The 24,003-nt window shown below is 70.2% G+C and carries 23 protein-coding genes; 12 read left to right on the top strand and 11 right to left on the bottom strand.

Annotation, left to right across the window (positions count from 1 at the left end; genetic code table 11):
• Positions 1 to 21: 21 nt before the first annotated feature.
• From FB559_RS13750 to FB559_RS13740, 3 genes are read right to left on the bottom strand one after another with little or no spacing between them, the layout of a single operon-like run.
• The gene (locus tag FB559_RS13750; protein WP_141955978.1) at positions 22 to 627 is read right to left on the bottom strand and encodes a response regulator transcription factor; all 606 of its coding nucleotides are present in this window, start codon (positions 625 to 627) and stop codon (positions 22 to 24) included.
• Positions 624 to 1,790: a sensor histidine kinase gene (locus FB559_RS13745; protein WP_141955977.1), complete on the bottom strand. Its 1,167-nt coding sequence runs from the start codon at positions 1,788 to 1,790 to the stop codon at positions 624 to 626. The genes FB559_RS13750 and FB559_RS13745 overlap by 4 nt, the downstream gene beginning before the upstream one ends.
• Positions 1,787 to 2,728, bottom strand: coding sequence for a histidine kinase dimerization/phosphoacceptor domain-containing protein (locus FB559_RS13740; protein WP_141955976.1), 942 nt, complete (start codon positions 2,726 to 2,728; stop codon positions 1,787 to 1,789). The genes FB559_RS13745 and FB559_RS13740 overlap by 4 nt, the downstream gene beginning before the upstream one ends.
• 450 nt (positions 2,729 to 3,178) lie before the next feature.
• On the opposite strand from FB559_RS13740, the gene FB559_RS13735 reads away from it, so the two are divergent.
• The 8 genes from FB559_RS13735 (at position 3,179) to FB559_RS13700 (ending at position 14,339) form a co-directional block, all read left to right on the top strand.
• Entirely contained in the window at positions 3,179 to 4,528 is a 1,350-nt protein-coding gene (locus FB559_RS13735; protein ID WP_141955975.1) for an FAD-binding oxidoreductase, read from the top strand.
• Between the two features lie 26 nt (positions 4,529 to 4,554).
• On the top strand, positions 4,555 to 5,109 hold the full coding sequence (locus tag FB559_RS13730) for a dihydrofolate reductase family protein (RefSeq protein WP_141955974.1): 555 nt from the start codon (positions 4,555 to 4,557) through the stop codon (positions 5,107 to 5,109).
• Positions 5,110 to 5,397: 288 nt separating this feature from the next.
• Complete coding sequence (locus FB559_RS13725) at positions 5,398 to 6,621, top strand: MFS transporter (RefSeq protein WP_221640015.1); 1,224 nt, start codon at positions 5,398 to 5,400, stop codon at positions 6,619 to 6,621.
• A gap of 3 nt (positions 6,622 to 6,624) precedes the next feature.
• Positions 6,625 to 7,614 carry a dipeptidase gene (locus FB559_RS13720; RefSeq protein ID WP_221640014.1) on the top strand — a complete coding sequence of 330 codons (990 nt, stop codon included), beginning with the start codon at positions 6,625 to 6,627 and terminating at the stop codon, positions 7,612 to 7,614.
• A gap of 92 nt (positions 7,615 to 7,706) precedes the next feature.
• Complete coding sequence (locus FB559_RS13715) at positions 7,707 to 9,650, top strand: potassium transporter Kup (protein ID WP_141955973.1); 1,944 nt, start codon at positions 7,707 to 7,709, stop codon at positions 9,648 to 9,650.
• A 24-nt stretch (positions 9,651 to 9,674) separates the two neighbouring features.
• Positions 9,675 to 10,544: an AraC family transcriptional regulator gene (locus FB559_RS13710; RefSeq protein WP_141955972.1), complete on the top strand. Its 870-nt coding sequence runs from the start codon at positions 9,675 to 9,677 to the stop codon at positions 10,542 to 10,544.
• A gap of 111 nt (positions 10,545 to 10,655) precedes the next feature.
• A complete protein-coding gene (locus tag FB559_RS45510) occupies positions 10,656 to 12,587 on the top strand; it encodes a maleylacetate reductase and hydroxyquinol 1,2-dioxygenase domain-containing protein (RefSeq protein WP_246121566.1) in 1,932 nt (643 codons plus the stop codon).
• Positions 12,588 to 12,590: 3 nt separating this feature from the next.
• A complete protein-coding gene (locus FB559_RS13700) occupies positions 12,591 to 14,339 on the top strand; it encodes an FAD-dependent oxidoreductase (protein ID WP_141955971.1) in 1,749 nt (582 codons plus the stop codon).
• Here FB559_RS13700 and FB559_RS13695 read toward each other — a convergent pair.
• The 5 genes from FB559_RS13695 to FB559_RS13675 form a co-directional block, all read right to left on the bottom strand.
• The gene (locus FB559_RS13695; protein ID WP_141955970.1) at positions 14,258 to 14,617 is read right to left on the bottom strand and encodes a hypothetical protein; all 360 of its coding nucleotides are present in this window, start codon (positions 14,615 to 14,617) and stop codon (positions 14,258 to 14,260) included. The two genes, FB559_RS13700 and FB559_RS13695, sit on opposite strands and share 82 nt — an antisense overlap.
• Before the next feature lie 423 nt (positions 14,618 to 15,040).
• The gene (locus FB559_RS13690; protein WP_141955969.1) at positions 15,041 to 15,550 is read right to left on the bottom strand and encodes a hypothetical protein; all 510 of its coding nucleotides are present in this window, start codon (positions 15,548 to 15,550) and stop codon (positions 15,041 to 15,043) included.
• Positions 15,551 to 15,580: 30 nt separating this feature from the next.
• Positions 15,581 to 16,135: an EF-hand domain-containing protein gene (locus FB559_RS13685; RefSeq protein ID WP_141955968.1), complete on the bottom strand. Its 555-nt coding sequence runs from the start codon at positions 16,133 to 16,135 to the stop codon at positions 15,581 to 15,583.
• Between the two features lie 125 nt (positions 16,136 to 16,260).
• Entirely contained in the window at positions 16,261 to 17,559 is a 1,299-nt protein-coding gene (locus FB559_RS13680) for an alpha-amylase family glycosyl hydrolase (protein ID WP_141955967.1), read from the bottom strand.
• A 79-nt stretch (positions 17,560 to 17,638) separates the two neighbouring features.
• Positions 17,639 to 18,172, bottom strand: coding sequence for a hypothetical protein (locus FB559_RS13675; RefSeq protein WP_141955966.1), 534 nt, complete (start codon positions 18,170 to 18,172; stop codon positions 17,639 to 17,641).
• A 211-nt stretch (positions 18,173 to 18,383) separates the two neighbouring features.
• On the opposite strand from FB559_RS13675, the gene FB559_RS13670 reads away from it, so the two are divergent.
• Together FB559_RS13670 and FB559_RS13665 are read left to right on the top strand one after the other, a co-directional pair.
• On the top strand, positions 18,384 to 19,493 hold the full coding sequence (locus FB559_RS13670; protein WP_141955965.1) for a carboxylate-amine ligase: 1,110 nt from the start codon (positions 18,384 to 18,386) through the stop codon (positions 19,491 to 19,493).
• Between the two features lie 35 nt (positions 19,494 to 19,528).
• Positions 19,529 to 20,566, top strand: a complete 1,038-nt coding sequence (locus FB559_RS13665; protein WP_246121564.1) for an iron-containing redox enzyme family protein — start codon at positions 19,529 to 19,531, stop codon at positions 20,564 to 20,566.
• Between the two features lie 5 nt (positions 20,567 to 20,571).
• On the opposite strand, the gene FB559_RS13660 is transcribed toward FB559_RS13665, so the two are convergent.
• The 3 genes from FB559_RS13660 to FB559_RS13650 form a co-directional block, all read right to left on the bottom strand.
• Entirely contained in the window at positions 20,572 to 20,790 is a 219-nt protein-coding gene (locus tag FB559_RS13660; RefSeq protein ID WP_141955964.1) for a CDGSH iron-sulfur domain-containing protein, read from the bottom strand.
• Entirely contained in the window at positions 20,774 to 21,418 is a 645-nt protein-coding gene (locus tag FB559_RS13655) for a HemK2/MTQ2 family protein methyltransferase (RefSeq protein ID WP_141955963.1), read from the bottom strand. The genes FB559_RS13660 and FB559_RS13655 overlap by 17 nt, the downstream gene beginning before the upstream one ends.
• Before the next feature lie 74 nt (positions 21,419 to 21,492).
• The gene (locus tag FB559_RS13650) at positions 21,493 to 22,227 is read right to left on the bottom strand and encodes an ANTAR domain-containing response regulator (RefSeq protein ID WP_141955962.1); all 735 of its coding nucleotides are present in this window, start codon (positions 22,225 to 22,227) and stop codon (positions 21,493 to 21,495) included.
• Positions 22,228 to 22,364: 137 nt separating this feature from the next.
• On the opposite strand from FB559_RS13650, the gene FB559_RS13645 reads away from it, so the two are divergent.
• Together FB559_RS13645 and FB559_RS13640 are read left to right on the top strand one after the other, a co-directional pair.
• A complete protein-coding gene (locus tag FB559_RS13645) occupies positions 22,365 to 23,078 on the top strand; it encodes a GAF and ANTAR domain-containing protein (RefSeq protein ID WP_141955961.1) in 714 nt (237 codons plus the stop codon).
• A gap of 48 nt (positions 23,079 to 23,126) precedes the next feature.
• A complete protein-coding gene (locus tag FB559_RS13640) occupies positions 23,127 to 23,879 on the top strand; it encodes a GAF and ANTAR domain-containing protein (protein WP_246122456.1) in 753 nt (250 codons plus the stop codon).
• The last annotated feature ends 124 nt before the right edge of the window (positions 23,880 to 24,003 follow it).

Here is a 24,003-nt window from a genome sequence, read left to right as displayed (position 1 = left end):
GCCGGGCCGGGCCCACGAGGCTCAGATCCAGCCGGCGTTGCGGGCGATGCGGATGGTGTCGATGCGGTTGCGCCCGCCGACCTTGGTGATCGCGTTCGACAGGTAGTTGCGCACGGTGGTCGGAGACAGCCGCAGCAGGGCACCGATCTGTTCGGTGGAGATGCCGTCGGCCGCCGCACGGAGCACGTCGGACTCCCGGGGAGTGAGCGGGCTGCTGCCGGTCTCCAGGGCGGCGGCGACCAGGTCCGGGTCGACCACCCGCTCGCCTCTGGCGACCCGGCGAATCCCATCGGCAAGGGTCGCCGCGGGCGCGTCCTTGACGATGAACCCGCGTACGTGGACCCGGAGGGCTCGCAGCAGGTTGCCGGGCTGGCTGAGCCCGGTGAGGATGAGCGTCTGGCATTGCGGTACCTGCTCGTGAAGCCGCTCGGCGGCAGTGAGTCCGTCGAGTCCGGGCAGGTCGATGTCGAGCACGGCGACGTCAGGGCGAGTGCGCAGGGCGGTGGGCACGATCTGGTCGCCCCGGTCGAGCTCGGCGACCACCTCGATCCCCTCCTCGAGCGTGAGCAGCGCGACGAGCGCACCGCGGATCATGCCCATGTCCTCGGCGATCAGGACGCGAATCATGACAGGCCCCCCTCCGGCAGCTCGACGCGCAACCGGAACTCGCCGCCGCCGAGGTACTCCCCGGCCGCCGAACCGTTCCGAGCATGGGCCCTCTGCGCCAGACCGGTCAGCCCGCTGCCCGTACTCACCGGCTCTCGCGCTCCGTCGTTGACGATCTCCAGCCGCACGAGTCCCGCTCGCCGTGCCGCGGTGATCGAGCAGGTCGTGGCCTCGCTGTGCCGCATGATGTTGGTGGCACCCTCACGTACCGCCCAGGCTAGGACGGCGTCGAGGGCGGGGGACAGACAGGGCAGCTCCACGGCCACGTGCGTGCGCACGCCCGCCGCGTCGAGGACCGCCGCGGCCGAGTCGATCTCCAGGACCAGCGACACATCGTGCTCGTCCCGCGTGACGGCCCGCATGTCGCGTAGTGCCGAGCGGGCCACACTCGTGAGGTCTTCGATCTCTCGGTGGGCCGCGCCCGGATCAGAGGACAGCAGGCGCATCGCCAGGTCTCCTTTGAGTGACACCGCCGACAGACTCTGACCGAGAAGATCGTGCAGGTCACGGGACACGCGGAACCGTTCTGTGGCCAGAGCCTGCTCGGCGATCTCGGTACGGGCCGCGAACAGGTCGTCGAGGATCCCGACCAGACGCGCCGATCCGTACAGCGCGGTGCTGCCCATGACCATGATCGCCAGGTAGTAGCACATCAAGGTGAGCGTCTTCGGCCAGCTGAACCCGAGCCCGTGCTCGTACAGGCCCTGGACCACGGGAGTGGCGATGAGCAGCGTGACCATGAGGGGCACGGCAGGCCGGCGCGGGAGCAGCATGGCCGCCGATGCGATGACGAACCACTGGACCAGGAGCGCCCAGTCATAGGAAGACCACCACCAGAACGGCACATACGCCAGACCGAGGATCGCGGCGAAGGTCAGCGGCCAGCCGCGTGGCCGTTCGCCACGCGCGGCGGCGAGGCTGTGCCGGAGTTGCAGTCCACCCGCCGCCACACCGACCAGGCCGATGAGCACCACCTCGGGCACGGACGTACCGGGGCGTCGGGTGATCACCACGAAGGGAGGGAAGACGACGAAGGGCAGATGGCTGGCGACCAGGAACCACACCGCTCGTCTGACGGGCCAGCGGGGGAAGACGGCGGGCATGGTGAGCGTCGCGTCGTTCATGATGCCGAGACCACCATCGAGGCCAGATGCCTGTCGTTGAGGTGGATCCGCAGCCGTACCAGCCCGTCGGCGGAGGTGACCGCGATCAGGCACGTACGTGCGGCGTCGTCGCGGAGCAGTCGTGCCGTGATCGAACGCAGCTCGGCCCGGAACTCCGCGCTGATGACGCCCGGGGGTTCACCGGCCGGGAGGGCCAGCCGCGTCTCGACGCCCGCGGCGGCCAGCAGGCCCGCCGCCGTCTCGAGCTCGGCCCACAGCGAGGGCCGGTGGAATCCGCTGAGCAACCGCCGGGTGTCGGCGAGCGCGCCGCGTGAGGTCTCGACCAGAGCCGCCAGTTCCGGCGAGGCCGCGCCAGGATCGCGTTCGAGCAGCGTCGCGGACCTCTGCCCGCGGGCGACGATGGAGGCCAGGGCGGTTCCCACGGTGTTCCGCAGCTCGGACTCGATGCGCAGTCTCGTCCGCAGGACCGCGTCCTCGGCCAGCTCACGCCGTGCCGTCTCCAACTGGCGGACGGCGCCGACCAGCCACAGCGGGAAGAACACGGCCGACGTCCGCCACAGCAACGTGAGCGTGAAGTAGGCGGGCGCCGACGCGATGTCCGATGACAGGGCCAGGGCGAGCGGCACCTGGGCCACGGCCAGGCCGGCCACCGATGGCAGCGACCAGCGCCACGGCAACACGATGAGCGCGGTGACCGCGAGGACGAAGAACGCCGGCAGCCAGTAGGCGCCGGAGAACGGAAGTGCGCCGGTGATGACGACGGTCATCGCCGCGAACGTCCAGCCGGCCGCCGGGGGCCTGACCCCGCGAAGGTAGTAGCGGACGTGGCGGGCGAACAACGGGGTATAGGCCACTGTCGCCGTCAGGGCCCAGAGCGTCGGTCCGATGCCGTCCTCGTCGGCCGCGACCACACCGACCTGGACGACCGGAAAGACCAAGCAGTACGCGACGACCCCCGTGGTGCTGAGCCGCAGGAGCAGGCTGGAGCGCGCACTGTCAGTCAGGCGGACCGCCGAAGAAGAGCAGGGGATCGAAGTTTCGCCACCGTATGGTCCGAAATGGGGCTCGCGCAACCGCCGCCGGCGCTGACCTTCGCTCTCACCGGCCTCCCGGGGCCTGAGTACCTCCGGCGAGGCCGTCATACGCACCCCCTCGGTCTCCGGACCGGCCGGCACCCGCCGGCGCGGCTCATTTACGTGACTCTCGCCGTCGTGGTCCTTTCTCGCCAGATGCCGATGTCGCCACCTCCGGATGACATTTGTCATTTGCCCACCGGACGCAAATGCCATCACGGAGTGAGGACATCGGCATCTGGTGACGCGAGTGCCCGGACCGCAACCCTGTGGACATGGCGCGATCTCGGCATTCGATCGTGAAAGGAGACCGCGATGACGGATTCATCGAACGTCACGGCGATCCACGAACGGCTCGACGGGCGACTGGTCCTGCCGGGCGAGGCGGGCTACGACGAGGCGCGGTCGGTCTGGAACGCGATGGTGGACCGGCGGCCCCGTATGGTCGTCCGCTGCGCGAGCGTCGGCGACGTGGTGGCCGCGGTGCGTACGGCGCGTGAGCTGGATCTGGAGCTCGGCGTACGCTGCGGCGGCCACAGCATCGTCGGGCTGGCCGTCCCCGAGGAGGGTCTGATGGTCGATCTGAGGCCGATGGGCGGGGTGCGGGTCGATCCGGTGCGGCGCCGGGCGTGGGTTCAGGGCGGTGCGCTGCTGGGCGCGCTGGACCGTGAGGTGCAGCGGTACGGCCTGGCGACGACGGCGGGCAACGTCTCCCATACCGGAGTCGGCGGCCTCACTCTGGGTGGCGGCATGGGGTGGCTTGCCCGGCAGTACGGCCTCACCTGCGACAACGTGGTGTCGTTCACCATGGTGACCGCGGACGGCGACGTGGTGCGCGCGAGCCGTACCGAGAACCCGGAGTTGTTCTGGGGGCTGCGCGGCGGAGGCGGCAACTTCGGCATCGTCACCGAGTTCGAGTTCCGGCTGCACCCCGTCGGAACGCGTGCCCTCGTCGCCGAGTACACCTTCCCGCTCGACCGGGCACTGCCCGCGCTGCGCGCGTGGCGGGACCTGAACGCACGGGCGCCACGACAGGCCACCTTCACCGCCTCCGTCGGCGGCGACGGTCTTGTCAGGGCCGGTTTCGTCTGGGTGGGCGACCCCGGACAGGGGCGGCTGCTGTTGCCGGAGATGCGCGCCCTCGGCCGTCCGGTGTCCGAGCGCGTCGCGGAACCGTCCTATCTGGAGCTGCAGCGCGTCGACGACAGCGTCCAGGGCCACACCAGCCGCCGGTACTGGAAGGGGCACTATCTGGGCGGGTTCCCCGACGCGGCGATCGAGGCCTTCCTGCGGCGGGGGGTCGCGGCGGGGGACGCCGGCCTGCCGAGCGTTTCACTCCAGGCCTATGGCGGCGCCATCGCGGACGTGCCCGACCAGGACGCCGCGTTCAGCCACCGGAACACGCTGTTCGAGTACGTATGTGCGGCCAGGTGGAGCGAGCCCGCCGAGGACCGGACGCGCATGGGAGCGGCGCGGCGCGCCGCCGCGGAGCTCGAGCCGTACGCCACCGGCGCCTACGTCAACGTCCTCAGCGACGAAGGAGCCGAGGGGGTCCGCCGCGCGTACCCGCCCGGCAAGCTCGCCCGGCTGACGGTGCTCAAGAACGCCTTCGACCCGCACAACGTGTTCCACCTGAACCACAACATCAGACCCGGCCGCGCATAGCGGACCACCGCACGAGGAGAAACGACATGCGACGCGTTATCAACTCGACCTTCGTCAGTCTCGATGGAGTCATCAACCACATGGAGGCATGGCATTTCAAGTACGTCGATGGCGAAACGGACCGGATCGCCACCGAACAACTGCTCGCGAGTGGCGCCATGCTGATGGGCCGCGGGACCTACGAGGGCTACGCGAACGCGTGGTCCAAGCGCGACGGCACGTACGCCGAGAAGATCAACAGCATGCCGAAATACGTCGTCTCATCCACTCTGGACAAGGCCGAGTGGACCAATTCACAGATCATCGACGGCGACCTGCTGGAGGAGGTCATCAGGCTCAAGAAGGAGCCCGGCGGCGACATCCTGATGCACGGGTTCGGCCCGGTCGCGCGGACCCTGCTGAAGTACGGCCTGCTCGACGAGCTCCACCTGTGGGTGCACCCTGCCTTCGCCGGCGTCGGGACCACCGCGGACATGCTGTTCGGCCAGGGTGAGAGCGCCGAGCTGCGGCTGCTGGACACCCGGGTGCTCGACTCGGGCGTCGTCATCCTCTCCTACCAGCCGGTGGTCCCGGCCGTGTGACAGCGGCCTGACATCGAGGCAACAACATCGCGTGGCAGCGACTCGGTCCGGGCGAGTACTGCGCGGTCGCATGGCAGAGCGGGATGGGCGGTTACACCAACATCGGCGAGCCGTGCGAGTACGTGTACTGAGTTCCATCGCCGGAGTCGAAGGGCACTGAGTCCGGCGAGCTGTGGACGGCCGGCCGCCCCGCCGCTGCGGCCGGCCGGGAGTGTCTCCGAATCGGTCCGCTCGACCGTGCCGAGATTGGACCTCAGCACAGGTCCACCTGGGGCTTACGGTCACAGCATGACCGCATGCATGGACATCACAGCCGACGCGCCGGCGAGCGTCGCGCCCCGGCCACGACTTCTGACACTGCCGCTGGTCCTGGTGTTCCTCACCAACTTCGGCGCGATGACCGGCTTCTACCTCCTGCTCTCCGTGGTGCCGCTGTTCGCCACGTCGATCGGTGTCGGCGGTGTCGGGGCCGGGATGTCCACCGGTGCGCTGATGCTGTCCACGGTGGCCGCTGAGCTGGTCACGCCGGCCCTGGTCGCCCGGTACGGCCGGCGACCGGTGCTGACCACCGGTCTCGTCCTCCTCGGGGCCCCGGCTCTGGCACTGCCGGGCGCCTCGGGCCTGACCGCGATCCTGGTCGTCTGCGTCGTACGCGGCGTGGGTTTCGCGATCATGGTCGTGACCGTCGGCGCACTGGTCGCCGAGCTGGTCCCGGCGTCGCGTCGCGGGGAGGGGCTCGGCCTGTCCGGGGTCGTGGCGACCGTACCGGCGGTGGTCGCGCTTCCCCTGGGCGTCTGGCTCGCGAACCGGGTCGGCTACACGCCGGTCTTCGTCGCGGGAGCCGTGACCACACTGGCCGGCGTCGTCGCGGTGCTCTGCCTGCCACGCGGAGAGGCGAGGCAGGAGCCGGGACGGTCACTCGGGGTCCTCGCAGGGCTGCGGACCCCGGCCCTCGCCCGGCCCTCGGTCGTCTTCTCCGCCACCGCGATGGCGGCCGGAATCGTCACCACGTTCGTCCCCGCCGCGGTGGGCGGTGCCACCGGTGACGTCGCCGTGCTCGCCCTGCTCGTCCAGGCCGTGGCGGCGACCGCGTCCCGCTGGTGGGCCGGCCGGTACGGCGACCGCCACGGCGCGGCCCGGCTGCTGGCGCCCGCCGTACTCGTCGCGGCCGTGGGGATGCTCGCGCTGGTCCTGGTGAGGAACCCGGCCGCGGTGATGGTCGGCATGGTGCTCTTCGGCGCCGGCTTCGGCGCCGCGCAGAGCGCGAGCCTGGCGGCGATGTTCGACCGGGTGCGCCCGACGGGCTACGGCGCGGTGAGTGCCGTGTGGAACATCGCCTACGACTCCGGGTACGGGCTGGGCTCCATCGGCTTCGGCTTGCTCGCGGTCCACACCGGCTACCCCGGCGCCTTCGCGCTGACCGCCCTCGCGACGATCAGCGTCCTCCCGCTCACGCGTGGCGGGGCGCGCGCGGGGAAGAGATCATTCGAATCCGCCCCCTCGGAGGTATGACCGGTGACGCGACCAGACCCCGCCCCCGACCTGCCACCGCTGCTGTGGGACCAGCACTGCGCCCTGCCGCTGACACCCGATGCCGACGTCGGGCGGTTGCTGCGCTTCCGCGACGCCGGGGCGAGCTTCGTCTCGGTCAACGTCGGCTACCGGCCGAACGACACGGACTCGACGCTCCGGGTGCTGGACTCGTTCCGGCGGCAGGTCGCCGCGGACGAGCGTCTTTCGCTCGCGAGCTCGGCGGACGACGTGGACGCGGCGCGTGCGTCCGGCCGGCTGGCCGTGGCCTTCGACCTGGAAGACGCGAACCCGCTGGAGGGGCGTCTCGAACTCGTCGAGCGCTACCACCGCCTCGGAGTGCGGACGCTCCTGCCCACCTACAACTACCGGAACGAGGCGGGCTCGGGGTGTATGGACACCGCCGACGGCGGCCTCACCGCGTACGGACGCGCGCTGGTGCGGGAGATGAACCAGGTCGGCATGGTCGCCGACGGCTCGCACTGCAGCGCGCGTACCGGACTGGACCTGTGTGAGGTCTCCACCCGCCCGGTCATCTACAGCCACACCTGCATGCGGTCGGTGTGGGAGCACGAGCGCAACATCACTGACGAACAGGCGAGGGCCTGCGCCGCGACCGGCGGGGTGATCGGCATCACCGGTGTGGGGATCTTCCTCGGGCCCAACGACGTCAGCGTCGACGCGGTGATCCGCCACATCGACCACGCGGTGGAGATCGTGGGACCGGAGCATGTCGGGATCGGCACCGACTACCCCTTCGATCTCGCCGACTTCAACCAGGAGCTCAGCGACAACCCGGAGCTGTTCCCCGAAAGCTACCGGCGCTGGGGACCGATCCGCTTCGTCGAACCGGAGGCGCTCCCACCCGTCGCGGCCGCTCTCGCCGATCGCGGATACCCCGATGAGGCCATCGCCGGCATCCTCGGCGGTAACTTTCTCAGGATCGCTCGCCAGGGCTGGGACACGGACACCTAGAGCCCGTCCCGTGATCACGTGGCGGGGTCCGAACGGGCGGTCACCGGCCCCGATGTTGGTCGTTGGGGTGCTGTTCCGGTAGGCATGCCGGTATGACAGAGCCCGATGCCGAGACCTCGGCCTCCTCCTCGAGCCCGTCCGCCGGCCGGTCGGCGAGTCTGGCGCTGTTGCTGGGGGCGCTCGGCGTCGTCTACGGCGACATCGGCACCAGCCCGCTGTACGCGCTGCAGACGGTGTTCTCGATCGACAACGGCGCGGTCCGCCCGACGAGCGGTGACGTGTACGGCGTCATCTCGACGGTCTTCTGGACGATCACGCTGGTCGTGTCGGTGAAGTACGTCCTGTTCATCCTGCGCGCCGACAACGACGGTGAGGGTGGCGTGATGGCGCTGGCCGCCCTGGTGCGCAGGGTGCTGGGCGACGTACGCGGCAGGGCGGTCGCGCTGATGGCGCTCGGGGTGTTCGGCGCCTCGCTGTTCTACGGCGACAGCGTGATCACGCCGGCGATCTCGGTGCTGTCCGCGGTGGAAGGACTCAAGGTCGCCGCGCCCAGCCTCTCCCATGTGGTCGTCCCCGTCGCCGCGACGATCCTGACCCTGCTGTTCGTCGCGCAGCGGTGGGGCACGCACCGGGTCGGGAGCCTGTTCGGGCCGGTGATGGTGGTTTGGTTCGCGGCACTCGCAGCCGGGGGACTGAACGAGGTCGTCCGGCAGCCGCGCATCCTGGCCGGGCTGTCACCCACGTACGTCGGCGCCTTCGTGTTCGACCATCCCTACATCGCGTTCATCGCGATGGGCGCGGTCGTGCTGGCGATCACCGGTGCCGAGGCCCTGTACGCCGACATGGGTCACTTCGGCCGCAAGCCCATCCGGCGCGCCTGGTTCGCGGTCGTCTTCCCCGCGCTGACGCTGAACTACCTCGGCCAGGGCGCGCTGATCCTGCGTCACCCGGCGAACCACACGTCACCGTTCTTCCTGCTGTTCCCCGGCTGGGCGCGCCTCCCGATGGTGGTGCTGGCGACGGTCGCGACCGTGATCGCCTCGCAGGCGGTGATCACCGGGGCCTTCTCGGTGTCACGGCAGGCGGTACGCCTGGGATTCCTGCCGTACCTGCGGATCCGGCACACCTCACCGCACGAGGTCGGCCAGGTGTACGTACCCGCCGTCAACTGGATCCTGTACGTCGGCGTGCTGGTGCTGATGCTGGGGTTCCGTTCGTCCGAACGCCTGGCCACGGCGTACGGCGTGGCGGTCACCGGCACGTTCCTCATCACCACCACCCTGTTCCTGACCGTGGCGCGGGTGCACTGGAAGTGGGCCATGTGGAAGGTCGTGCTGGCCGCGGTCGTGATCGGGGGCGCCGAGCTCACCTACTTCGCGGCGAACCTCACCAAGGTCCTGCACGGCGGCTGGCTGCCGTTGCTGATCGCGGTCTCGGTGTTCACGATCATGAAGACCTGGGAGCGGGGCCGTCAGATCGTCACGGCCCGGCGGACGGAGCGCGAAGGGCCGCTGCCGGCGTTCGTGGAGAAGCTGCGCGAGACGAAGGTCACCCGTGTGCCCGGGACCGCGGTCTTCCCCCACCCGACGAAGGAGACCACTCCGCTGGCGCTGCGCGCGAACGTCGAGCACAACCACGTCGTGCACGAGCACGTCGTGATCGTCTCGGCACTCGCGCAGAACGTGCCGCACATCCCGGAGGCGGACCGCATCTCCGTCGACGACCTCGGCTACCGCGACGACGGCATCCTCCACCTCACCGTCCGGTACGGCTTCCAGGACGAGCAGAACCTCGCGTCGGCACTGCGCCAGGCGGCCGCGGCACGGGGAGAGCTCGGTGGCGAGCTCGACCTCGACCCGGACCAGGCCTCCTACTTCGTGTCCCGGGTGACCCTGCGCCTCACCCACGCTCCCGGCATGCGCATGTGGCGCAAGCGGCTGTTCCTCGCGCTGGCCAACAACGCGGCGAGCCCGGCGGAGTACTTCGGCCTTCCTGAGCCGCGTACCGTCGTCATGGGACAGCAGGTCGACATCTGACCGGCGTGGAAGGGGGTCGGAGCGATGGCAGAGCTGGGCCTCCGTGACACGGGCGGCATCCTCCGCCAGCCCTGGATCCATCCGGAGCGGACCAGCGCGGGACTCGGCTGGCAGCAGATGTACGTCTCGACCCAGCACGAGCTTCCGTACCGGGCCGCGTTCGACGCGGCGAGCAGCCATCTGCTGATCCTGCATCTCACCGGGCCGGTCACCGTACGGCGCGGGCGGTACGGCCTGACACGCTCGCGGCGGATTCCCTCCGGCGGGATGTTCGTGCACCCCGCCGGCAAGGACCTGACCGTGGAGCTCGGCGGCGAGCTGGACACCGTCCACGTCTACGTCAGTGACGCGGCCGTGCAGGAGGCGAGCGGCGCGGGCCGTCCCGTCGAGCTCGGCGAGGAGTTCGGGGCCTCCGATCCGCTGCTCGAACAGCTCGTGCTGTCCCTCGACGGGGCTCTGCGCGGCTGGGAGCCCTCCGCGCTGACCTACGTCGACCAGCTCCGCTGCATGCTCGCCGCGCAGCTGGCGCGCCGCTGCTCCGTGGAGCAACGGGAGCCGCCCTCGCCGGCGGGCCTGACCGGGCAGGGGTTCGCCGCGGTACGCGAGTTGCTCGAGGCGCGTCTGGCCGAGCCGATACCGCTGGCGGACATGGCCGCGGTCGCCGGGCTGAGCGTCAGCCAGTTCTCCCGGCGGTTCAAGGCGACGACCGGCCTCAGCCCCCACCGGTTCCTCCTGCGGCTCCGGGTCGAACAGGCCGGGCGGATGCTGCGCACCGGCACGCTGCCCATCGCCGACGTCGCGATCGCGTGCGGTTTCTCGCACCAGGAACACCTGACGCGCGTGATGCGCGCCCACCTCGGCACGACGCCGGCCGCGCTGCGCCGCACCGGCTGACCCCTGCGCCGCGTGCGGGTTTCGTGCAGCCGCGGCAGCACGGACGTGCAGGAAATCCATCCGGGCCGGTCCGATACTTGCCGCAACGGCGTTCCGGCAACAGGACGGGCGATGCGGATGCGGTCCTTCGTCTACACCTCCCACCCGTCACGGGTGGTCTTCGGGGCCGGCACGGCCGGTCAGGTCCGCGACGAGGTCGCGCGGCTGGGCCGTTCACGCGCGCTGGTGCTCAGCGGCCCGCGGCTGGCGGCGGCGGCCGGGCGCGTACGCGAGGCGCTCGGGCCGATGGCCGTGGCCGGGTTCGACGGCGCGGCGATGCACACCCCGGTCGAGGCGACCGAGCGTGCGCTGCGCGTCGCACAGGAGCACGCGGCGGACTGCCTGGTGGCCGTCGGCGGCGGCTCGACCACGGGCCTGGCCAAGGCGCTGGCGCTCCGCACCGATCTCCCGCAGATCGTCCTGCCCACGACGTACGCGGGATCGGAGGTCACCCCGGTCGTCGGGCAGACGGCCGACGGTCGCAAGACCACCCGGTCCTCGCCCTCGGTGCTGCCCGAGACCGTCATCTACGACGTCGACCTGACGCTGGACCTGCCCGTGGCCCTGTCGGTCACCAGCGGCGTCAACGCGCTCGCGCACGCGGTGGAGGCGCTGTACTCACCCCAGGCGGGCCCGCTCACCGACGAGATGGCCGTGGACGCGATCGCCCGGATGGCGCGCGCCCTTCCCCGTATCGCCGCCGATCCGGCGGACCGTGAGGCGCGCGCCGACGCGTTGCAGGCGGCCTGGCAGGCGGGCGTCTGTCTCGGAACGGTGGGCTCGGGGTTGCACCACAAGCTGTGCCACACGCTGGGCGGCTCGTTCGGCCTGCCGCACTCCGAGACGCACACGGTCGTGCTGCCGCACGTCATGGCCTACAACGCGCCCGCGGTCCCGGAGGTCATGGACCGCATCGCCGCCGCGCTCGGCGTCACCGACGCGCCGACCGGGATGTTCGACCTGGTCACCCGGCTGAACGGGCCGACCGCACTGCGGTCACTGGGCATGGCGGAGGCGGACCTGCCCCGCGCGGCCGAACTCGCCACGCCGTACGCGGGCCCACGCGAGGCGACGGCCGAGGAGGTCACGGGCCTGCTGCGCGACGCCTGGGCCGGGCGCCGCCCCGAGCCACGGCGCCCGTCCGGGCTCACCGAACAGGTCGTGGCCACCTTCGACCACGCGCCGGACCCGAGGACCGGGCGGCTGCTGGCCGATCTCGTACGGCACCTGCACCACTTCGTGACCGCCAATGACGTCACCGAGGACGAGTGGCGCCACGCCATCGACTTCCTCACCCGTACCGGCCAGATCTCCAGCGCCACGCGGCAGGAGTTCGTGCTGCTGTCGGACGTCCTGGGCGTGTCCAGCATGGTCGACCAGCTGACCAACTCCCGTACCCCCGACACGACACCGTCGGCGGTGCTCGGGCCGTTCTACGTCGAGGGTCCGCCCGAGATGGCGCAGGGCGCGGACATCTCCGGCGGGCTGCACGGGACGCCGCTGTGGGCCGACATCCGGATCACCGACCTGGACGGAGCCCCGGTCCCGGGTGCCGTGGTCGACGTGTGGCAGTCCAACGAGGACGGCTTCTACGACGTCCAGCTGCCCGACCTGGACGGTCCCGTACTGCGCGCCCGGCTGCGCGGCGACGCCGACGGGCGGCTGAGGTTCTGGTCGATCCTGCCCTCGGAGTACCCGATTCCCGTCGACGGCCCGGTCGGCCGGCTGCTCGAGGCGGCGGGCCGGCACGAGTACCGGGCGCCGCACCTCCACTTCATGATCACGGCGCCCGGCTTCCAGCGGCTGGTCACCCAGCTGTTCGTCGCCGGAGGCGCGTACCTGGACTCCGACGCCGTGTTCGGCGTCAAGGAGGCCCTGGTGGTCGACTACGTCCCGCGGAACGGGCCGGCACCCGACGGGCGCCGCGTGGACGGCGAGTGGCGCTCGCTGGAGTTCACGTTCCGCCTCGCCGGGCACCGTCCGGCGGTGCACACCGAGGAGTGAGCGATGGACGTCGAGACGGATGTTCTGATCGTGGGCAGCGGCCCGGCGGGCGGCGCGGCGGCGCTGCTCCTGAGCACGTACGGCGTCGACAACATCGTCGTCACCAAGTACGGGCGGCTGGCCGACACGCCGCGGGCGCACATCACCAACCAGCGCACGATGGAGGTGCTGCGCGACGCCGGGGTCGAGGACGAGGTCATCGCGCAGGCCACGCCGCAGGAACTGATGGGCGACACGGTGTTCTGCGCGAGCCTGGCCGGTGAGGAGCTCGGCCGGCTGCGGACGTGGTACACCCATCCCGAGCGGCTCGCCGAGCACGTTCTCGCGTCCCCCACGCGGATCTGTGACATGCCCCAGCACCTGATGGAACCCGTGCTCGTGGACAACGCGGTCGCCCGTGGCACGAAGTTCCGGTTCGACACCGAGTACGTGTCGCTGGACCAGGACGACGACGGGGTGACCGCGACGGTACGCGACCGGCTGCGCGGCGACACGTACCGCATCCGGGCGAAGTACCTCATCGGCGCGGACGGCGGCCGCAGCCAGGTGGCCGACGACATCGGCCTGCCGCTGGTCGGCCAGATGGGCGTCGCGGGCAGCATCAACATCGTCTTCGAGGCCGACCTGTCGCACCTGGTGGCCCACCGGCCGAGCATTCTCTACTGGGTGCTGCAGACCGGCTCGGAGGTCGGCGGGATCGGCATGGGCCTGGTCAGGTGCGTACGGCCCTGGCACGAATGGCTGATCGTGTGGGGCTACGACATCAACGGCGACCCGCCCGACCTGACCGAGGAGTACGCGCGGCAGATCGCACACCACCTCATCGGCGACGACACGATCCCGGTCACCATCAAGTCCTCCTCGGCGTGGACGGTCAACCACCTGTACGCCGAGCACTACCAGCGCGGGCGGGTGTTCTGCGCCGGCGACGCCGTACACCGCCATCCGCCGTCCAACGGGCTGGGCTCCAACACCTCGATCCAGGACGCCTACAACCTCGCGTGGAAGCTGGCGCTCGTTCTGAAGGGCACCGCGGGCCCCGCGCTGCTGGAGACCTACTCCACCGAGCGTGCGCCGGTCGGCCGCCAGATCGTCGACCGCGCCAACAAGAGCATCGCCGACACCGCACGGATCTTCGAGGCGCTCGGCCTGCTGTCGACCGAGGACCCGGACCAGATGCGCGCGAACATGGCCGCGCGCAAAGAGGCGACGCCGGAGGCGGAGAAGCAGCGGCAGGCGCTGCGCGATGCCATCGAGTACAAGAACTATGAGTTCAACACCCTCGGCGTGGAGCTGAACCAGCGGTACACCTCGGCGGCGATCGTCGCCGACGGCTCTCCGGATCCCGGGTACGAACGCGACGCCGAGCTGTACCACCAGGCCACCACGCGCCCGGGCGCCAAGCTCCCGCACGCCTGGGTCGGCCGGGACGGTCACCGCGTCTCCACGCTCGACCTGGGCGGTCACGGGCACTTCACCCTGTTCACCGGCATCGGTGGAGACGCCTGGGTGTCGGCCGCGCGTCGTGTCGGCGCCGGGCTCGGCGTCGAGATCACCCCCGTGGTCATCGGGCCCGGCCAGGAGTACGAGGACCTGTACGACGACTGGGCACGTCTTCGGGAAACGGCCGACGCGGGCTGTGTTCTCACCCGGCCCGACAACCACGTCTGCTACCGCCACCAGGACCTGGCCGACGATCCCGCCGGCGCGCTCGAAGAGGCGATGCGCCGGATTCTGGCCCCCATGACGTGACTGATCGCCGTGACCGCCTTCCCGGCGACGGCTTGGGGGACCGTCCCGGCTCGCAGAGCGTCGATCGAGACACCGAACGCCCGGAGCGCCGCATCAGGGGGCGGGAGCGCCAGCACGGGGATCGCCTCGTTCAGTTCGGTGGCGACCTCGGCTGTGGCCTCGGTCTTCACCGCCTTGAGGATCGTCTCGGTCAGCTGCTCGGCGGAGTCGCGTATCCGGCCGGGCGGAGGGCTGTCGGCTCCCCACTCCTCGACCTCGCGAACACTGCCCGACTTCACGAGCTTCCGTCAGGTCGAGCGGTCGCCGGCCATCGCGGCATACGAGGGCGGTTCGGGGGACTCCTGCCTTGGGACTCGCCATCCTTCTGACCTGGGCCTCTCGTCTTGATCGGTGGTCGTCTCGCTCACGATCGGGCCGAGAGACACCGTTTCAGGCTGAGAGAATTCTTCGTCCACCACCGCGGCCAGCGCACCGAAGTCCCCCACGTACCGGCGGATCCTCTGCCGAGGGCTTGTCAGGCACAAATTCGGCCTCGCCCTCCGAAAGGCTCCCATCCTCGGGGAGTAGAGCCTCCTGTACGGGGAGCCCGAAGGGGCCGCGGGCCTGCGCCATCATCTCCTTGTAGCCTTCGGGTTCGGGGACACTCTCGGCAGGGGACTGGCTGTTGTCGTCGCCCGTCTCTATCCCGCGCATATCGTCCTTCAAGAGCCGTGGAGGGCCAGTGAGCCGGTCATCGGGCCGGCGACGAAGCCCTTGATCGCCGCTTCGTCGCAACCGGTCGCGGTTCGGGCGGCGTAGGTCAGAAAGCGGCCGGAGAACGTGCCGTGGCCGGTCGCGCCCGTGAAGGTGCCGCCGGCGCCGGTGACGTTCCAGGTGCCCGCGAGTCCTCCGTGCTGGGTGCAGGTTCTGGGATCCAGTGTGAAAGGCCAGGTGTCGAACGCGCCGTTGAACGACAGGGTGAGGGTTCCGCCGCCGATGACGGCCAGGTCCGTCTCGCGGTAGGTCCGGTCGGAGGGTCGGTAGTCGACCGTCTGGGCCGTCAGGGGTCCGACTCCGTTGATCACGCCGCTCGCGAAGAGCGTGAGTGACGGCGCCTCGACCTGGCCGGACAGCACGAAGCTCTGGTCGTGGGTGGACGACGCACGGGCGGTGCCCGCGGCGGCCGGTAGCGCCAGCAGCGGGCCGAGCAGGACACCGGCGACCTTCTTCACGGCCGTCCCCTTTCTTCGGGCGCTGCGGGATCAGGCCGGTGGAAGGGGCGCCAGCCAGTTTCCCGGCGCCTCCGGATCCTCGCTGTAATAGAACTCCTCGAGGTTCGCCATCCATTCCGCCTTGGAGATGGCCCCGTTGGTGTTCCGGTCGAGGTGCCGAAATGCCTCTCTAGCCTGATCTTCGGAGTGGTTCCAGGCACGGAAATGCATGATCAATTCGTTTTCACCGACACGCCCGTCGCGATCTTGGTCCGCCAGGGCGTAGAAGGCGTCGACCAGCACGTCCATGCTGTTCATAAAAGCGTCTCGCTGATCCAGGAACGCGGCGAAACCCGCGACGTACTCCTCGAGGGTCACCTCGCCGTCGCCGGAGGAGTCGAACTGCTTGAGCTGCGCCCAAACGTCCCTGGTCCGCTGGGCGAGGGCCTCGTACTCGGGCGTGCCCTCGGCGTATCCGTACGCAGTGCCGTGGTTCTTGATGAGGGACTCGATGTCATCGTTGCCGACGCGACCGTCCCCGTCGACGTCCAGTTCGTTGAAACCGGCCGAGAGTTTTCTATGGCGAAATGCGGACAACATGGTCATATCCCCTTCTTGGTACGGACGGACACATGCGGCCTGTGCGGATTTCGTCGGCGCTGGGCATCGTAAGCATGTGTCGGGCGGCCGGTCCAGAAGTAATTCAGGAATTGTTGTCACATAAACGCGCGCTAGCCGGGTTCGGCGATGAGCCAGCCGTTCGCGGGGATCGCGTTGCCGTTGTCCGCGGGCTCCGAGCGGCCGATGACCGTGGCGGAGTCCAGTGAACGGTGGGTGAGTTCGGAGTCGCTCAGGTTGAGCGCCACGATCAGCCGGTCGTCGCCGTCGGCGCTCTCGTAGACCAGGTGCTCGTTCGCCAGGTCGACGACGCGTGTCCGCGCCCGGTGCAGCCAGGGGTGACGGCGGCGCAGGCCGATGAGGTCCTGGTGCAGCCGGAAGGTGGCCGAACCGTCCTCGGGGAGCTGTGCCGGGTCGTCGGGGTAGGCCGGGCGAATGGCGTCGTCCCCGCCGGCGCGTTCCTCCTTGACCCCGCGGAAGGCGTACTCGTCGCCGTAGTAGATCGACGGGGTGCCGCCGGTGGTGAGCAGCACGACCAGGGCGTGGCCGAGGTGGCGTTCGTCGGTGAGCCTGCTGGCCAGACGGGTCACGTCGTGGTTCCCGACGAACGTCTGCGGCGTGAACACGTCCAGGTAGGCGTTGTGGCGCTCGAACGCCCAGGCGAGCTCGAACAGGTTCCGGTCGCTCAGCGAGCTCCAGATGGCCTTCCAGAGTTCGTACTGCGTGACGGAGTCCAGCCCGCTCTCGGCCACGATCGCGCCGTAGTCACCGTGGATGACCTCGCCGACCAGGTACGCCTCGGGATGGGCCTGGCGGACCCGGGGGAGCACGGTGGCCCAGAACTCCGCGGGTACGGCGTAGGCGGCGTCCAGCCGCCAGCCGTCCACGCCGCGTGCCAGCCAGTGGCCCATGACATCGGTGACGTAGTCGGCCACGGCGGGGTTCGCGTGGTCGAGCGTGACCAGCCCCGGGTGGCCCTCGAACGTGTCATAGCGCGCTTCCGGCGCGCCCCAGGAGAAGCGGAACCAGTCCGCCTCCGGGGCGTTCGGACCGTAGCGGAGTGCGCGCTGGAAGGCGGGGAAGTCCCGGCCGACGTGGTTGAAGACGCCGTCCAGCAACACCCGGAGGCCACGGGCGTGCGCGGCGGCCACGAGATCGTCGAAGTCCTTGTCGTCGCCCAGCCGCGGGTCGATCCGCCGATGGTCGATCGTGTCGTAGCCGTGCGTGGAGGAGGTGAAGATCGGGCCGAGTGCCAGGCCGGAGGCGCCGAGCCGTACGGCGTGGTCCAGCCACTTCTCCAGCCGCGGCAGCCGGTGGGTGAGCCCGCGATCGGTGCCGGTGGTGTCGGCCCCGGTGAAACCCAGCGGGTAGACGTGCCACCAGATCGCGTACTGCACCCATTGCGGCTCCATGCCCGCCCACGCTAGCCGGGTGGGCCGGAGGGGAGCGACCCGGCCGGGCCCGGCGGCCTCTCGCCCGGTCGTGCCGGGGCTACAGGGCGCCCGTGAGCTCGGCGGTGACCTCGATCCGCAGATCCTCGAGCGTCTCCGCCTGTTCGTCCGCCCGGCGCAGCAGCTCGTCGAGCCGCTCCCGGTCGAGGCGGTCGTCCCGGTCGGCCAGCACGAGGAGCGTCCGCCAGCAGGCGGCCTTGCCCTCCACACCCAGCCGCATCATCTCGACCTCTTCCAGGCTGCTCAGCGGTGAACGAGCGAGCAGCCGGCCGTTGGGCTTGAACCTGCCGGCCTTCTCCGCCACCCAGCCCAGCACGATCTTGTACTGCCGTACGGGTACGTCCAGGGCCGTCATCAGCTCCATCAGCGCGGCGCGATCTTCGGCGATCTCGTTCGCGAGCCGTTCGAACGTGGCACTCTCCTCCGACTCGCGGTGCGCCCCGGCCAGCCGGAAGGCCAGCTCGGTCCCCAGGGTCGCGCCGGCCAGATGGTCGTTGAGATAGATGCCGAGCAGCGCCAGGCCCGATCGGCCGACGTGCCCTGTGGCGACAGTGCCGCCGCCGTACTGGCCCATGGCTCTCCCTCGGTCTCGTCGCCCGCGAGCTGCGGCGACATACTTCCGGACCTACCCCGGCGCCCCGGCCCAAACTCGGGGCCGGTGGCCGCCACCTCCGCGCGGACCGGCCGAGTCTCGGTATGGGGTCACTGTTCGGCGGGAATGCCCAGGTCAGGGCAGATGACGTTCTGGGGCGGGAGCCGGGGGGCGGTCCGCGAGAGGTGCGCGCATGGTGAGCGTCGGCGCTCTGACGGTGGGGGTCGAAGAGGAGTTCCTCCTCGTCGACGCCGCCACCCGGATCACCTCGCCTCGCGCCGCGGCGGTACTCACCCGGCTCGCGGAGGTTTCTCTGCCGGCGGAGGGGATGAGCTTTCAGGCGGAGCTGGCGGCCACCCAGATCGAGGCGGCCACCGGGGTCTGTCTCGACCTCACGAGCCTGCGGGGCCAGCTGTGGGACGGACGGGCCTGCCTGGCGGCGGCCGCCGAGGCCGAGGGCATGCGGCTGGTCTCGACGGGCAATCCGGTGCTGACCGAGCACCCGGTGCCGTTCATGCCGGGTGACCACTACGCACGGGTGACCGAGATCCTGGCGGGCGCGGTGGCCGGCTATGAGTCGTGCGGATGCCACGTGCACGTCGGAGTGGCCGACCGGGAACTGGCCGTGGGGGTCTCGAACCATCTGCGCCCGTGGCTGCCGACGCTGCTCGCGCTGTCGGTCAACTCCCCGTTCGACCGAGGCCGGGACTCCGGGTACGCGAGCTGGCGCATCCAGGCACAGGCGCGGTTTCCCGGAGCCGGAATACCTCCGTGGTTCCCCTCCGCCGCGGCGTACGACCGGCGGCTCCACCGGCTGGTCGAGCTCGGTGCCCTGGCGGACAGCGGTACGACGTACTGGCTGGCCAGACCCTCGCCATGGCTGCCGACGATCGAGGTCAGGGCGGCGGACGCGGCATCCACGGTCGACGAGGCGGTCCTCCAGGCCGCCATGGTCCGCGCGCTCGTCCAGACCGCGCTCACCGAGCTCGCCGTGGGGAGAGAGGCTCTTCCGGTCGACGATCAGCTGTGTGCGGCCGCTCTGTGGTCGGCGGCCCGCTACGGCCTCGCCGGACCGGGTATTCATCCAGTAAAGGAGCTCCGGGTGGACGCCACGGTCCTGCTGGAGGAACTGCTCCGTCGCGTACGGCCGGCGCTTGAGGAGACCGGCGATCTGGCGACGGTGCGCCGGTCGATCCGCAGGCTCGGTCCCTGCGGCACGGGCGCCGCCCGCCAGCGTGAGGCCGCCGTACACGGCCTGCCGAACGTCGTGGACATGCTCGTTCGCCAGACAGGACGACGCTGATCACCTGGGCGGCCTGTCCTACGGGAGGAAACGCTGTGATCTCGAACATCGACGAAAGGACGGTCGCGCCGGCGTTGCCCGGAACACGCGGCCCGCTGTCGGAGGCGATCATCACCGCCCTGAGAACTGGATCGCTCGATCCACTCTCCGGTGTCGGCCCGGCCCAGGCCGACCCGTTCGGCGAGGACCTGCAGCTCGGCCTGTACGTCTGTTACGAGCTGCACTACCGCGGATTCGACGAGGTCGACTCCGGCTGGGAGTGGGAGCCGGAGCTCCTGCGGGTGCGGCGGCTGCTGGAGAGGCGTTTCCTGTCGGCGATGCGTGCGGCGACCTCTGGCGGGGACGACGCGGACGCCGCCCTGGACCGGGTGGTGCTCGAGACGAGCGATGCCGGTGGGGTGAGCGGTTACCTGAGGGACGAGGGTGAATGGTGGGAGCTGAGGGAGTTCCTGGCGCACCGGTCGCTCTACCACCTCAAGGAGGCCGACCCGCATGCCTGGGTGATACCGCGGCTACACGGCCGGGCGAAGGCCTCGCTGGTGGCCGTGGAGTTCGACGAGTTCGGCGGCGGCCGGGCCGACCGCATGCACTCGCGGCTCTTCGCGGAGCTGATGGACGGGGTCGGGCTCGACCCCGGTTACGGCCGCTACCTGGACGTGGTGCCCGCGGTGACGCTGGCGACGGTGAACATGATGTCCCTGTTCGGCCTGCACCGGGCGCTGCGCGGGGCGCTGGTCGGCCACTTCGCCGCGGCCGAGATCAGTACCCCGCCCAGTGCCCAGCGGATGGTCGAGGCACTGGACCGGATGGGAGCAGACCCTCGCTGCGACGAGTTCTTCACCGAGCACATCGAGGCCGACGCGGTCCACGAGCAGGTGTTGCGCCACGACGTGGTCGGCGATCTCATCGCCCATGAGCCGGACCTGGCGGCCGACGTCGTCCTGGGAGTCCAGGTGACCGAGATGCTGGAGGGACGGCTGGGACGCCATCTGCTGGCCCAATGGTCCGCGGGCCGGTCATCGCTCCGTTCCGCGCTGCCTTCCGCGCGTGCGCCGGGCCCGCGCGACTCCTGACACTCTCAGCCGCGCCGGCGTGGCCGCCTCCGGTGACTGGTGTCGCACAGCGGGAAACGGCGGCTGCGATGGCAGAGGCAGATGGCGACCATGAAACGGTCGGAAACGACCGTCGAGCCGTCGGTGAGCATGATCTCCACGGGCCCCTCGACCAGAGCCGGGCCCCCCGGGACCAGGAAGACGCGGCGCCGGTCCCTGCGACGGCTCTCACCACCGCTCGGCACGGATCACCACCAGGTCCTCGTAGCGCTGCTCGGGACCGATCAGCCCACATCTCTCCAGCTGGGCGGCCCTGGCCCGCATCACCGGGCCGAAGGGCTCCTGACGGCGCGCGACCACCGCCACCCTCAGCCGCTGCGAGCGCAGCCGTTCGACGGTGGTCTGGATCCCGCACAGGGCCGACTGCAGGAGCAGCAGCATTCCCCCGGGCGCCAGCAACGGCGGAGCCGCGGCACAGAGCCGGTCCAGGACCGCGCGTCCGTCGAGGCCCCCGTCCCAGACGTGCGCCGACCTGCCCGCAGAGGAAAGGCCGTCCGAGCACACATAGGGCGGATTGGCGACGATCACGTCGAAGACCTCTCCGGCCACCGCCTCGAACAGATCGCTGTGAACCACACGTACCGGCAGCCTGCGCAGCAACGCGTTGACCCGCGCGGTGAAGACGGCGCGAGCGCAGCTGTCGACCGCGATCACCTGGGCGGCGCCACCGCGGGCGGCGGCCAGGGCGAGCACGCCGGTGCCCGTACCGACGTCGAGCACCCTCGCCCCGACACGCGCGGTACGCAGCGTCTCGGCGAGCAGCCGGGTGTCCCCCTGAGGCCGGTAGACACCTGGCGGTCTGAACAGGAGCACAGAGTGCTCATACCGCAACCAGAGGGATAAGACACCCGTGTGACCTGCTGATCGTGTGGGGCGAGGCTCCGGCCTCAGGTGGGCGGACGGAGAGGAGCGGCCGAATCCAGTATGGAGCGGGCTACATCGCGCAGCTTGGCGTTGGTGTTCTGTGACTGCTGCGACAGCATCGCGAACGCCTCGTCCGCGGTGATCGAGTGCTGGGCCATCAGCAGGCCTTTGGCCTGTTCGATCTGGGCTCGAGAGGTCAGCGCGATCTTCAGGTGATCGGCGAGCTCACGCGCTCGCCGGTAGCGCCGGGAGTTCACGATCGTCGCCGAGGCGGCCACGGTGAACACCTCGATCAGTGCCTCGTCGACGGGCTCGAACGCGTCCGGGAGCCGGGAGTAGAGGGTCAGCGTGCCGAGTACCGGCTCGTCACCCAGCAGCAGCGGCACCGACAGGTACGACCTCAGTCCGGCCTCCCCGGCCGCCCCGGCGAACTCCGGCCAGCGGCCACGGAACCCGTCGATGTCGCCGCAGACCGTACGCCGCGTGCGCGCCGCCTCCAGCCACGGTCCCCGGCCCGCGGCGTACTGATCGCCGTCGAACTCCGTCGATGATCGGCCGGTGGCCGTCGCGGTCCAGCTGGTCCGTCCGTCCTCGGTGAGTACGGTCGCAGTGGCCATGGCGGCCGCAGGGACCGCACGCTCGGCCGTCTCGGCCAGCCATACGAGGGCCTGGTCCCGTTGACCCTCCTCCTCAAGCAGCGTCTGAAGATCCTTCAGCGTGGCCGCGACATCACGTAACCGCACCGTCAAATTGTCCATGCCGTCTCCGCCGCGCGCGCTTATTTGGCCCAGAAGACCGTATGCCCGAAAACAAGCTGCTTAGTCGGCGCCGGTACGGAATAGGTCAGGGACGAATGTCGAGCTCCTGGGCACGCGCGAGTAGAGTTCTGAGGCCCATGGACATTAGCCGCAGGGTTCACGTCTGGAACCTCCTGGCGGATGAGGCGGGCAAGCGCAGAGAGCCCATCTCGATCGCTGTGGCGTGTCACACCGCCGTACGGGTCCTGGCGGTCGACGGGGTCACGGTCGCGGCCATGGGTCACGACGACGTTCACCTCCCGGTCTTTGCCACCAGTGAACTCGGACGACGGCTGGAGGACCTGGAGTTCGCTCTCGGCGAAGGACCCGGCACGCAGGCGCATTCCGATGGCGCGGCGGTCCTGACGTCCGATCTCGAGCGGTGCAGCGCAGGCTGGCCGCTGTTCGGGTCGGACGCGCTCGAAATGGGCATACGGGGGATCTTCGCCTTTCCTCTGCGGTCGGGCACGGTACCGGTCGGCGTATTTCGGGCGTATCGGGCTAATCCCGGTGAATTGACGGCCAGTCAGCTCGGAGACGCACTTGTGCTGGCGGACATCATGTCGGTACTGCTCCTGGGGCCTGAGGGCCAAAGTGGTCAAGGCTTCGTTCAGGACGCGATTTCCTCCGATCACCATGTCGAGGTCTATCAGGCCACGGGCATGGTGTCGGTCCACCTCGGGGTGAGCCTCGCCGATGCGCTCGCTCGGCTGCGCGGCCACGCCTTCGCGCACGGTCAACCTATTTCCGCAGTGGCACGCGAAGTCGTGCAGGGGCGACTGCGTCTTGACGAAGGAGACACCGATGACTGAGACAGCGGATGCACCGGACCGGCCGGTGCGGCAGGAGTCGGTGTGAGCATGCCAGGGGACCAGCGCGGCCTTCCCGATGTCTTCGCCCAGATCATCGGCGCGATCATCGACGGCGATCATGTGGCACGCGTGCTGGAGCTGCTGACCCGTCGAAGCGTCGAGCTGTTCGACGTCACGTCGGCGGGCATCATCGTCGTCGACCCTCGTGGGGGATACCGTGTCGTGGCGGCCTCCGACGAACGCGCGGACCTCGCCGAGCTCTTCCAGTCCTTCGAGGAGGAAGGGCCCGCGCTGGACGTCCTGGCCTCACGCGAGCCACTGACCGTCGACCTCGCCTGCGCCGACGCGCGCTGGCCCGCGTTCGCTCCGGCGGCGCGTGACGTGGACATCCGCTGGGTCCACGCGCTGCCCATCCGGCTCGGCTCGGAGGTCGTCGGCGCCCTCAACCTGTTCCGGTCCGAGGCCGGCGGGGAGGTTCCCGACCCCGGACTCGGCCAGGCGATGTGCGGCCTGGTGTCGATCGCACTGGCCCAGGAACGCCCGGCCCGGCGTACGGAGCGCCTCTCCGAGCACATCCAGCAGATTCTCAACGACCGGGGCCGGGTCGAGCAGGTCAGCGGCATCCTGGCCGCGCACATGGGCATCAGCCCCGGCGACGCCCATGAGGTGCTCGCTCATCACGCCCGCACCAGCGGGGTCACCGTGGTGAAAGTGGCCAACGACGTGATCAACGGCGACGCCGACCCGCGGGCGATCGCCGCCACGTGGCGGCGGGGCACCGAGCCGGACACCGTGCCCTAGGTCTAAAACCGAGCGGGTGGCCGGTATACGTTGAAGACACCGAGAACACCTCGTGAGCCTGGGTCGCCCATGCTCCGTTCCCGGCGTTCGACTACCACCGTCCGGGCCTGGCCCGCTCGGTATG

The organism is Actinoallomurus bryophytorum (assembly GCF_006716425.1).
Classification (GTDB): domain Bacteria; phylum Actinomycetota; class Actinomycetes; order Streptosporangiales; family Streptosporangiaceae; genus Actinoallomurus; species Actinoallomurus bryophytorum.
This window is presented reverse-complemented; position numbering and strand designations above follow the sequence as displayed.